Below are 10,384 nucleotides of genomic sequence, written 5' to 3' on the forward strand. Positions count from 1 at the left end.
AGACAATTCTATTTAGTAGTGCACAACCAGTAAATCTGGTGCATTACGCTCTGCTTCATGCACTCTACTTTTTACTATTTAGTAGGGTGCATGTTAATGCACCAATTCGGTATGAATTGCAAACACTGGTGCATTAACATGCCCTCAACATGGCTCAAGAAGCCTGAGGTGGTGCCAGAAGTTGAGCAAGTGTCATGGCAAATTGTGAGAGCGATTCATCGTTGGGCAGCGTGAGCCTCAATTGCGGCCGCCCGGCTTCGTCACGCTCCACGCTCTCATTCAAACCCTCTCGCAACCGGCTGACCATCGCAGGGTCGGGTGCGGGACGGCCTTGTTCGGAAATCAGTTCTCCCACCAGCTGAAGAGCGGCTCCAATCAATTGACCACTGGCGGCCGCCACACGCTCCCGGCGATCTTTGATCTGCCGGGCCTCTTCTTCGACGCGGGTTTGTAACGAACAGTCGATGGGTGCATCGGGGGCTTTTCCAAGCAGGCGTTCTACCCGACGGCGAAGTTCTTCAATACCACTTTTCATCTGAACTTCATCGATATCGCTATCCACATCTAACGCAGCAGCGGCGAGTTCGGCTTTAGTTGCCAAAGTATCGAGCAGGCGTTCTTCCAGAGTCTCTTCCGTGATCAGTAAATAGACATGGACGGGGTTCTTCTGACCCATACGGTGTGCCCGCGCAATCCGCTGTTCCAAAATCGCAGGATTCCAGGGGAGATCAACATTAATCACCGTATTGGCGGATTGCAGGTTCAAACCCGTACTGCCCGCATTGGTCAGAAGGATCACGCGGCAGTCCGAGTCACGCTGGAACCTCTGGATGAGTGCGGGACGATGCTTTTGAGAGACACTACCATCCAGGCGGACGAACGGCATTCCCAATCGTTCCAGCACGGGTTCAATCAAATCGTGCATCCGCTTCCATTCGCTGAACAACACAATCTTACGGTCAGACTGTTCCGACAATTGTTCCAGCAGTTCTGTCAGCTTAACCAGCTTGCTGCTATAGTTTGGCGCCTCCGGATTGACCAGTCCCGTCCCATTCGCACAGAGCCGGCACATGAGAAGTGCCTTTTGCAGACGCAACAGATCCATCTCTGTGAAATAGGCTTTGTTTGTGATTTGAGCCACGGTCTGCATAAAACCCTGGTGCATTTCCAGCTGTTCTTCCGTTGGTCGAATTCGGATCACCGAAGTCGTTCTTTCGGGAAGCTGTTGCAGGATTTCCTGCCGGGTTCTTCGCAGCAGAATCGGCTTCAGTTGTTCTCGCAGTTCGTCCAGTTTGCGAAATCCCAGCACCCGGCCATTGTCATCTACCCGGCGATGTTTGTGAAAGAACCGAAACGCAGGGCCTAACCGCCGTTCATCGACGAATTTCACAACGGTGTACAATTCATCGAGTCGATTTTCCAAAGGCGTGCCGCTCAAGACGAGCGCAAAGGGGCTACGGAGCGAGCGAATCACCTGCGATGTCTTCGACTCCCAATTTTTGATCCGTTGCCCTTCATCAAGAATGATCAAATCCCAGGGAGTCTGTTCAATGGCTTCCAAATCTCGCAAGACTTGTTCGTAATTGCAGATCGTGAAGAATGTTTTCCCCTGATAAATCTGCCGACGTTCTTCCGTGCGGCCAATGACGATCTCCACAGTACTGTCTGTGAAGCGTTGGATTTCGTCGCGCCACTGCCCTTTCACCGATGCCGGACAAACGACCAGAACGCGCTGAATCCCTATCAAACGAGAAAGCAGTTCCGCCGTGCCGATTCCCTGAATGGTTTTGCCAAGTCCCATGTCATCGGCCAGAACCGCTCTTCCCGCGCCTGCGGCAAACGCGACCCCATCCATCTGATAAGGAAGCAGCGGCTGCTTAAGCAGCGTTGTCCGAAGGGGATGTCCTTGAGGATCCCGACGAATTTCTGCCGTCTGCTCTTGAAGTTGTTGATGCAGTAATTCTCGTTCAATCCACTCTTCGGCATCCGGGTAGACCAGCACCTCTTGCCCGGCTCGTTCCAATTTCTTGAGGCAAGTCATGGCAATCTGAGCATCACCAAGAGGCTCGGTGGCCCACTGGCCAACGATTCGACGAACATTGTCCGGACATTCATCAGGAAGCGTGAACCGCAGGGCAATGCCATCGCGATAATCGATCCACAGCCAGACTTGTGAAATGCGAGGCCGGTACTGAAGATCCCGCTTACTGAATCGCGTTTTGATTTTTTCAAGGGCATGCATGATGTGCTTGCACGTCCCGAGATGGTTCGTGCGAAAGTCGGGGCAGGAGCAAAACGCTTCCCCGGGAGCATCGCCCAGTAATGACACACGATAGGTCTTGCCGGACTGGTGGCTCATCAGCGTGTAATCGCACCAGGGATGACCTGGGCTGCCAGAGCGGAGCGTCATTCGCTCCTGCGATGCCCGTTGGCGACGTTCCTCCACGGCTCGCTCGAGAAGTTCCTGCTCCGTCAGCAATTCAAATGGCACGGCTTCATCGGGAGGAGCGGAGAGACCAAGCGGAAGTTTTTGTTCAAGCAGCAGATTCAGCGCCGCGCCCGCATGAACGCAAGGAACATCGCACTGATCGCAGCGCAAGTGCAGTTCTTGCGACCGGGCAGTCATTTGCGTCAGGATGACAATCGCTTTTCCGCCAGGAATTGTTTGTTCTGGAATGCTGATACGCAAAAGATCGCCGGCCAAATAGGCGTGATCCTCACAATTCAGATCCCAGCGTTGACTGCCGCTTCGCAGGAGTTGCGCCCCCCTCTTCCCCCAGCAGGCGACAAGCCTGAACATACGTTAGACGTGCCAGACGATCCTGAAACGAGAGGCGTTTCTTGCCCTTGGTATGAGCTGTGGGCTGCTTGCCATGGCCAGAAGCTTTGACACGTTTGGAAGAGCCAGAGGTGCTGGGCATCGTCATCTCTTTGATGAATGAACCAGAGGGATCATGAGTTCGGCAAAGTTCACACTTTATCCTGAATGGGAGGTCAGAGCCAACAAACGATACTGTCGCATATCACACTCGCTGGAGGCACATTGACGCGAGAGACAAAGCCATTTTTTTTGGGGGGGTGGCTGCCCACTGAGAGGCGGGCCACTGGGTGACTGGCCGAAAGCAGTCAAATCCTCCTTCGGTTGAGGGGATTGATCTTGGCTTTGGAGACACGGCTGGTTCATTAGACCCTCACCCCAGCCCTCTCCCGCCAGCGGGAGAGGGAGCTTTTCAATCCTTCTCCCTCAGGGAGAAGGTGGCCGAAGGCCGGTTGAGGGGGGAACGCGTGGCTCTCGATGAGAGAGAGGGGCACGTTGCCATTGGCGAAGTATAATTGATAGCTATCAAAAAAACGGAAGACTAAATGCCCCTCACCCCAGCCCTTTCCCGCCAGTGGGAGAGGGCGTGTTCTCGGGCAGGCTCATCTCGGCTCGGGCGATTCTCAAACGGAAGGCGGCTTGGAATCCGGCTCTGTTCCCTCACTGGGAAGTGTTGGATCGGGAAGAGTTGGATCGAGGGCCAATGGGTTCGCTGACGAGGGTGCCGGCTGATTCGGATCCACCGTCAAATCAATGGGGAAAGGGAGATAAAGCCCGGGGTTCGGCGGTGGAGTGATCACGGGTGTGGGCGAGTCATTGGCACCAAAGCTGAAGCCGTCCGCTGTTTCAGGAAGTTCATCCTGATCGGTGACGTCTTTTCGAGGGACGCGGGGACGACCGCGATAGACGAGGTTTTTCCGGATGTAAAGCGTGGCCATCACGAGCGAGGCAATGGCTGCAATGCCGTAAATCCAATAGATGGACGTGTCCTGGGTTTCGGCAGCTTTTTTCAGGCGAATTTGCTCGGATGGAGCGAGGCGGATTCGTCCAATTAACAGCGGGGCACCACGGCGAACGTCGAAGGCTTTATAGGACATCACTTTGAGAAAATAGCCCGCAAATTCCACCTCAGCCCAGGCATCAGGGCCAATCGGTAGCCCCTTTGGTTTTTGAGTAAAGACCACCACATAAGGGAACGACTTTGAGTCGTCGGTTGTCCCCCAGGCTTCAAAAACCTTCTCGATGCCCAGAGGATTTTCGGGAGCGTCGAACTGCAACACACGGCGAATGTGCAGTTTCATCTTGATGGGAACGGCGCGATACTTGTCTGGAGTGTCCCAGATTTGCGTAAAAGCGGGTTCTCGTTTAGCGCGTTTGGCCAGTTCGTCAAATGTTTGTGAGTTCGCCCAACCGACCAGGCGCCAGTAAAGAGGCATTTCTCGCGGTCGCAGGTCGGCACGATCTCTCAGGAGTTCTTTAAGCCGATGGAACTCAGCCAGTTCTTCGGGGTCAGTATCGTTGACCCCAGCAATCACCGTTTCAGGTGAGCTTTCGGCGTCATCTTCAGGACGAGAGACCTGCTCACCTTGCGCCAACCATCGCCAGACCATAGGTTGGCGGATGGTGTCGTACATCACCCAGAGAATCAACAGGGTGAAAAGCAATGTGAGTGTCCGGGTCGCTGGAATCGAATATCCAAACGGGCGGACAATTCTACGTGTCATGTCGTCCCGGCTTTCATTCGCTCGCGCCGGCAGCTGCGCCACCTGTCAGATTTTCAACAAAGCTGACGCGACTCAGAGGCGTGCCATCTGGCAAGGTCTGTAGCGTACAGACGTCAACAACCTTCATCAGTTCCTCGTATCGCAATTGGCTGTCAACGTGCAACTGAACACGGTCGAACGATGTAATGCCCGACCCCAACAACGATTTGAGGTGTTCTCCCAACGCTTCACTGGCCGCTGGTGTGAGCGGCCCCTGCACGACAGTTCGTAAACCAGCCTTGATCCCTGAAATATGGCCAGAAGGATCACTGTTCACAAAGATGTTGAGCGTTTTGAGATCGGGAGTAATGCCGCCGCTGTCCAATGAGGGCGAGACTTTCTCCGTTTCCATTTGCGTCACTGGTGTCGGAGGAGGCATCTGCAACTGCAAATGGCCTTCCACCGGACTGGGACGGAAGGTGAGAATAAAGAAGGCCAACAACTGGAAGGCCATATCAAGCATGGCAGCCAGGTTCAGCTCAACGTCACGAGGGCCTTTACGGCGGGAACGTCTTTTCACGCTAACGATTCCCCTTTCCGCTCATGGCACTGAGTGCGAAATTCCGAAAGCCGTTCTTCTGGCAAAGGTGAATGATCTCGTTGATCTTGGTGAAGGGAACCGACTGATCCGCCCGGATAATGACCGGCGTTGTCAGTTCATTGGAAGCCCCCTTGCCGGAAATGCTCTCAGCCTGCAACTTCTGCAGGCGTCCCTCAGTGGCAATGAACTGTTCTGGTTCAATCTTTTGTCCGTAAGAAGAGACATTGCCATCTTCGGAGATGTTCAGCGTGATGGGTTCACGGTGACCGATGTATTCCAGTGGCCTGGCTGAACCCAGAACAGGGAGCTTCAGAGACAGATCCAATGCGGCCCCTTTGAAGTTGATCACCAGCATAAAGAAAGTGATCAACTGAAAGACCATGTCGAGGATCGGCGTCAGGTTGGGATCGCCCCCCTCGCTGCTATGCGCAGACATGGATAACCCTCCAGATGATGAGACTGACGACTTGAGTTGTCATCAAAAATGAAAAACCGTTTCCCGCATTCTGGAGAATTAAGTAGTGGCGGCAGGAGTTCGGGCAGCGGCGGTGGTCTGAATGCGCCTTACCATTTCATTGGCCATATTGATGGCACCCAGGCTGAGAGTCGACACGCGATTACGGAAAATCGCGAAGAAGAAAATCGCCGGGACAGAAAGAGCCACCCCTTCAAAAGTAATCAGCAACGCTTCCGAAATACCGCCAGCCACTTCACTGGCTTTCATCTGGGTTTCAGACATCGCGATCACACTGAAGCTGGCGATCATCCCTTTGAGTGTTCCCAGCAGACCAATCAGCGGCCCCAGCGATCCAATCACTGCCAGCATACTGATCTGCTTTTCCATCTCGACGGTGATGACTTCCCCCTGGCGATCGATCGAGTCGCGTGCTTCGGCAAGACCACCATTCAGAGCCGAAATACCGTTGGCAACCAACTGGCCAAGCTCGCTGTCGCTCTCTTTGGCTGTGCGATAAATCCCGTGGTAATCCCGCTTGTTCAGCATCTCGCTCCACTCGGTCGTCAGATCTTCCGGCATGACGTTTTCAGGTCGCAGGCGCAGGAACAACTGAGTGATTTTAGCCACCAGGTAAATCGACATGACGAACAACAGGCCGCCGATCCAACCCGAAGTGTGGATCAACCAGGCGAGTGTCGACATCCGCTGGGGGGAATGTCCCTCGCCAGCCGGTGCTGCTTCTTCACCAGCGGCAGCGGCAGCCGGTGCTTCGGCAGGAGCCGCATCGTCCTGAGCAATTGCGGAACGGGATTCACTCCAGATGAGCGTGGCAGCAATGAGAAATGCGGCGCAAGGAAGCAAACAGGCCAGCATTTTTCCCATAGGGGTCGTCATGAGCGTCTCCAGAATTTCAAACAGCCAATTGATGGGCAATCAAATCCGTCTGAAGGTACTACCTCCTTGGATTTGATTTCATTCTGGCAAATGTTCATGGATTTGAGAACAACTTTGTGTCAGGAAAAATGGTAAAGTCCGTCAAGAATTCGCTGACAAAGTGACAGGGATTCAGTGGCATAATGCAACAAAGTGCACGCCACAAACCTATTTCTTTCACAAAACACAACAATTCAGGTTCTGTTTATTTGTAATCAACTACCGGTTTTACTGACATAAGTTCCTACAACGAAAGCAGAAGTTGGATTTTGCCGACTTTTCACCTCAGGGCGAAATTGACAAAAAACAGGATTACGACAGGCAAGAAAAGAGCGTCACATGCCGATTCCGATCGTGCTGATCGAAGATCATGAACTTGTCCGGGCCGGCTTCAAAATGCTGCTGGAGCATCAGGCCGATTTTCTTGTCGTGGGAGAAGCCGGTGATGGTGTCACTGGTCTGAAAATGATGGCCCGTCTCAAGCCGGCCATTGTCCTGCTGGATCTGGGGATTCCTTACTTCAACGGTTTTGAAGTGCTGGAACAACTTCAATGTCAGCGGGAACCACCCAAAGTGCTGGTGGTCACATCCAATGAAGATCCCTCCGCCCGGCAGAAATCACTGGAATTGGGAGCCTATGGATTTCTCACCAAGCGGGCCACAGCCGAAGAACTGATTCACTCGCTCAGAAAAATTGCCGCAGGGGAACGACACACTTCCGGTACTGATGCTGTCTCAATACAACAGCCTCACGAACATATCCCAGCCGTTGTCCTGCCTCACCCGCAAACAGAAGCATTAAGTGAGCGTGAACAAGAAGTATTACGGCTGATGGCTTCGGGATATATGGCTAAAGAAATCGCTGCCCGCCTGGACATCAGTTTAAAGACCGTCGAGACCTATAAATTTCGCGGCATGCAGAAACTCAACATTCGAGGCCGTTCGGAACTGGTTCGCTATTCTGTGCGCCAGGGGTGGCTCTCGGAATAGTCTTGCAGGGTGCATGCCAATTCAATGTACCAATCTTGTGACGATCGGTTAAAGTTTCGTAGGGTGCATGGAGTCCCCGGAATGCACCGGTCTTTTCATTTTACGCCGAATTGGTGCATTACGCTCCGCTACATGTACCCTACAAAACTGCGATCATCGTTCATTTGATCAGAATCTCTGAGCTGGTGGGTTGCTAGATAGATACAATCGAAACCCATAATATCAACCGAGGTGAAACAGTAGGGTGCATGAAGTCCTCGTAATGCACCGGTCTTTGTATTTTACGCCGAATTGGTGCATTACGCTCCGCTACATGCACCCTACAAAACTTAACCACCCTACGGTTCTATAGAGATGGCGAATTAGTATTCACCAAGGGCTCGGCCATCATTGCGTGCGCCCAAGTCAGCCCAGAGCGTGTTGTCGATGTTTTCACTAACAAACCGCACGGAGCCATCGCCAAGGACGATGTGGGTGCCGCCGGTGTGGGCACTGCCATAAGCCGTTTCAAAGCTGGTGTTGATTCGCACGCCCGTGGAACCCATGGCTTCCGAAAGGTCGCATTTGTCGTCGTAGTCATCGCTACCAATGGCCCAGTGATCTTTAATTCCATTCGGCCAGACTGGTTCGTCGACAGTGGTGGATGTATTGCTCAGGTTGGGAAGGGCTTCACCCAGCATGACAACGTTCGAAAGCCCGTCGGTCGCATCGCGGAAGCGACGAGGGATATTGAAAGAAAACATTCCGTCACTGGCCTGCCAGATCGGTTCCACGGCTGTGTCGTCAGTCCGATCACCGCCCGAACCCCACGCGTTGGCCAGATAGGTCACAGGGACACGGCCCTTGATCCGATAGCCGTTACCGACACCACGTTCCTCATGATGTTCGGGAATGGAAGCGGAGGGGCAGCGGAAAACGGGAATCAGGACTTCACAAGCTTTGGTCTTGGGATACGTATTCGTACCGGCTGCGTTTCCCCAGTTTGACGGTTCGCCTGCTGGCAGTTCTCCCCACGAAGGAATGGAGTTGTAAAGCGGGGCCTGATCGATTTGCGGTAGAATCATGGCTGACCACATGGCGCCTTCGTATGCCCCGCCGAAGGGGAGCACGTTGTGAATATCATGATAGTTATGGAGTGCCAGTCCCAGTTGTTTCAGGTTGTTTTTGCACTGGCTGCGGCGGGCAGCTTCACGGGCCTGTTGGACGGCTGGTAATAGCAGCGCAATCAGGATGGCAATGATGGCGATCACGACCAGCAGTTCGATTAAAGTAAAGCCCTGGCGTTTCATTGAACTGACCCTTAAAACAAGAGAAACTTGAACAATCAATCAACCTTGCCGGTAATTCGTGACAGGCTTGCGACACACACAATTTTCAGGACGGGAAAGGGAAGCGAAGGGTGTTGCCGGTGCCTTCCAAGAGGTATGAAACCTTGGCTGACATTTGCCACGACGCTGTAATTCTCCAGGAGACAAGAAGGATAAGCACTGATTTGCGGCGCAATCTTTTTGACTTTTCCACCGCAGACTTCTTCAAATATTCATGCAACCGCCCGTTTTGTGCGTATTGCTTCACGGAACGAAATGAGTCACCTTCTTGCCATGCAAATCCGAGAACGCCCCCGTGTGGCAATACTGGTTCAGACTGCGACGCATTGGAGCCGTGAAGTGCTTCGAGGCGTGGCCAGCTATGCCTTTGAGCGAGGGGGATGGGATTTCTGGCTGGAACAGCGCGGATTGGGAGATGAGCTGGAACTGCCCGCCGACTGGAAAGGCGATGGAATCATCTGCCGGCTAACCTCGGATACGTTAGCCAGGCAAATTAAAAAGTCGAAGCTTCCCGCAGTGAATGTTTCATGGCTGGGGAAACATGCGACTTATATTCCTAAAGTCGTTTCTGATGAACGGGCTGCGGGAACGATGGCTGCCGAGTTTCTTCTCAATAAACAATATACGTCGTTTGGTTTCTGTGGTTCACATCCTTCGATGAACTATTCCACAGCCGTTCGTGACGGGTTTGTCGATCGCTTGAAGCTCGCGGGACATGGTTGCGCTAATTATCTCTATGATTTGAGCCAGAAGGCTGTCGACCCGACCAATCCTGTGCTTCAGCGAAAGGCGATGGAAGACTGGGTGGGGACGTTGGCAAAACCCGCCGCTGTCGTGGTATGGTCGGATGTCACGGGCCGCGAGTTGGCTCTGGCCTGTGCGCGGCAGAAGATCGAAATTCCCGATGATCTGGCCATTCTGGCAATTGAGCAGGATCCTTTGGTCTCGGCTCTTTCACCATTGCCACTTTCCAGCATTCGGCAAGATGGCCATGAAGTGGGATATCGGGCAGCGGCTCTCCTGGAGGAGATGATGCAGGGGAAGGGAGCACCCCATGCGCCGATCACGGTTCCTCCTCTGGAAGTCTTTGAGAGTTTCTCGACCGATACAATGTTCACAAGCGATCCTGTGGTGCGGCAAGCGGTGGCATTGATCCGGGCTTATCAGAATGAGCCGTACGCAGTGACGGATCTGGTCAGAAGCCTTGGCGTTTCGCGCCGTACGTTGGAACTCTCTTTCAAGAAGACACTGAGAAGAAGCCCCAGTGATGAAATTCGCCGCTGCAAGCTGGCTCAGGTGAAGAAGCTGCTGAGAGAAACCGACTACACGATTACTCAAGTTGCTTACAGTGTGGGTTTTTCACATCCAGAGGTCATGATCCGCCAATTCAAAAGAGACTGCGGCACCACACCTCTTCAATACCGACAGAATATCAAGACCCACGGATAACCCCTGTGGTCGCTTTGTCCCAACAATAGGGGATCATGAAACCATGGAGATAGAGATTACCAGCTTAGCTGAACGCTAAATAGATGCTGGTGCATTCCGAAGACT

The 10,384-nt window shown here is 53.1% G+C and carries 10 protein-coding genes; 3 read left to right on the plus strand and 7 right to left on the minus strand.

Annotated features, from left to right (window positions below):
* Positions 1 to 154: 154 nt before the first annotated feature.
* Together SH287x_RS16205 and SH287x_RS16210 are read right to left on the minus strand one after the other, a co-directional pair.
* The gene (locus SH287x_RS16205) at positions 155 to 2,704 is read right to left on the minus strand and encodes a DEAD/DEAH box helicase (protein ID WP_479515425.1); all 2,550 of its coding nucleotides are present in this window, start codon (positions 2,702 to 2,704) and stop codon (positions 155 to 157) included.
* Positions 2,705 to 2,717: 13 nt separating this feature from the next.
* The gene (locus SH287x_RS16210; RefSeq protein WP_479515426.1) at positions 2,718 to 2,921 is read right to left on the minus strand and encodes a hypothetical protein; all 204 of its coding nucleotides are present in this window, start codon (positions 2,919 to 2,921) and stop codon (positions 2,718 to 2,720) included.
* A 187-nt stretch (positions 2,922 to 3,108) separates the two neighbouring features.
* Between SH287x_RS16210 and SH287x_RS16215 the strand changes: the two genes are divergently transcribed.
* A complete protein-coding gene (locus SH287x_RS16215; protein WP_479515427.1) occupies positions 3,109 to 3,333 on the plus strand; it encodes a hypothetical protein in 225 nt (74 codons plus the stop codon).
* 108 nt (positions 3,334 to 3,441) lie between these two features.
* Here the strand turns inward: SH287x_RS16215 and SH287x_RS16220 are convergent, their stop codons facing one another.
* From SH287x_RS16220 to SH287x_RS16235, 4 genes are all read right to left on the minus strand, one after another.
* On the minus strand, positions 3,442 to 4,542 hold the full coding sequence (locus SH287x_RS16220; protein WP_479515428.1) for a hypothetical protein: 1,101 nt from the start codon (positions 4,540 to 4,542) through the stop codon (positions 3,442 to 3,444).
* Between the two features lie 13 nt (positions 4,543 to 4,555).
* Positions 4,556 to 5,101, minus strand: coding sequence for an ExbD/TolR family protein (locus SH287x_RS16225; RefSeq protein ID WP_479515429.1), 546 nt, complete (start codon positions 5,099 to 5,101; stop codon positions 4,556 to 4,558).
* Between the two features lies 1 nt (position 5,102).
* Complete coding sequence (locus SH287x_RS16230; protein ID WP_479515430.1) at positions 5,103 to 5,558, minus strand: ExbD/TolR family protein; 456 nt, start codon at positions 5,556 to 5,558, stop codon at positions 5,103 to 5,105.
* Between the two features lie 78 nt (positions 5,559 to 5,636).
* Complete coding sequence (locus tag SH287x_RS16235; protein ID WP_479515431.1) at positions 5,637 to 6,473, minus strand: MotA/TolQ/ExbB proton channel family protein; 837 nt, start codon at positions 6,471 to 6,473, stop codon at positions 5,637 to 5,639.
* A gap of 378 nt (positions 6,474 to 6,851) precedes the next feature.
* Here SH287x_RS16235 and SH287x_RS16240 point away from each other — a divergent pair, with 378 nt between their 5' ends.
* The gene (locus SH287x_RS16240) at positions 6,852 to 7,502 is read left to right on the plus strand and encodes a response regulator (RefSeq protein ID WP_479515432.1); all 651 of its coding nucleotides are present in this window, start codon (positions 6,852 to 6,854) and stop codon (positions 7,500 to 7,502) included.
* A 362-nt stretch (positions 7,503 to 7,864) separates the two neighbouring features.
* Here SH287x_RS16240 and SH287x_RS16245 read toward each other — a convergent pair whose 3' ends face one another.
* Positions 7,865 to 8,791, minus strand: a complete 927-nt coding sequence (locus tag SH287x_RS16245) for a DUF1559 domain-containing protein (protein WP_479515433.1) — start codon at positions 8,789 to 8,791, stop codon at positions 7,865 to 7,867.
* A 294-nt stretch (positions 8,792 to 9,085) separates the two neighbouring features.
* Here SH287x_RS16245 and SH287x_RS16250 point away from each other — a divergent pair, with 294 nt between their 5' ends.
* Positions 9,086 to 10,279, plus strand: a complete 1,194-nt coding sequence (locus SH287x_RS16250; protein ID WP_479515434.1) for a XylR family transcriptional regulator — start codon at positions 9,086 to 9,088, stop codon at positions 10,277 to 10,279.
* Positions 10,280 to 10,384 lie beyond the last annotated feature (105 nt).

This window comes from Planctopirus sp. SH287 (assembly GCF_056500625.1).

Excerpts from the sequence above, each read along its gene's own strand:
- SH287x_RS16220 (WP_479515428.1), bottom strand. The coding sequence starts at position 4,542 with ATGACACGTAGAATTGTCCGCCCGTTTGGATATTCGATTCCAGCGACC.
- SH287x_RS16240 (WP_479515432.1), top strand. The coding sequence starts at position 6,852 with ATGCCGATTCCGATCGTGCTGATCGAAGATCATGAACTTGTCCGGGCC.
- SH287x_RS16210 (WP_479515426.1), bottom strand. The coding sequence starts at position 2,921 with ATGCCCAGCACCTCTGGCTCTTCCAAACGTGTCAAAGCTTCTGGCCAT.
- SH287x_RS16245 (WP_479515433.1), bottom strand. The coding sequence starts at position 8,791 with ATGAAACGCCAGGGCTTTACTTTAATCGAACTGCTGGTCGTGATCGCC.
- SH287x_RS16235 (WP_479515431.1), bottom strand. The coding sequence starts at position 6,473 with ATGACGACCCCTATGGGAAAAATGCTGGCCTGTTTGCTTCCTTGCGCC.
- SH287x_RS16250 (WP_479515434.1), top strand. The coding sequence starts at position 9,086 with ATGAGTCACCTTCTTGCCATGCAAATCCGAGAACGCCCCCGTGTGGCA.
- SH287x_RS16230 (WP_479515430.1), bottom strand. The coding sequence starts at position 5,558 with ATGTCTGCGCATAGCAGCGAGGGGGGCGATCCCAACCTGACGCCGATC.